Genomic DNA, 386 nt, shown 5'->3' with positions numbered 1-386 from the left:
CGTGCCTTCGGCGACCAGCGGCGAATGCGAGACGATGACGATACCGACATTGCTCATCAAGAACCCTCGATTGCTTCAGCGACTGCGCGCACCAAGAGCGCGGTCGACCGCGCCCCGGCGTCCATATGCCCGATCGAGCGGTCGCCCAGGAAGGACGCCCGCCCGCGCAGGGCCTTCATCGGCACGGTGGCGTCCGCCGCCCTGTCGGCGACATCGGCGATCTCCTTGCCGGTTCTGCCTTGCGCCAGCGCCTCATACACCGGCTGCAGCACGTCGAGCATGGTTTTTTGTCCCGGCTGCGATTTGCCGCGCGCCGCAACCGCCTCGATGGCCTTGCCCAGCGCCGCCGTCAGCCCGTCGCGGTCCGGCGTAGCGGGCAATTCCTT

1 protein-coding gene is annotated in these 386 nt (G+C 68.1%); it reads right to left on the bottom strand.

Annotated features, from left to right (window positions below):
* Positions 1–56: 56 nt before the first annotated feature.
* The coding region (locus EN807_RS33040) for a DAK2 domain-containing protein (protein WP_135937979.1) at positions 57–386 on the bottom strand (330 nt) is incomplete at its 5' end.

This window comes from Mesorhizobium sp. M5C.F.Ca.ET.164.01.1.1, from assembly GCF_004792125.1.
GTDB classification, from domain to species: Bacteria; Pseudomonadota; Alphaproteobacteria; order Rhizobiales; family Rhizobiaceae; genus Mesorhizobium; species Mesorhizobium wenxiniae.
This window is presented reverse-complemented; position numbering and strand designations above follow the sequence as displayed.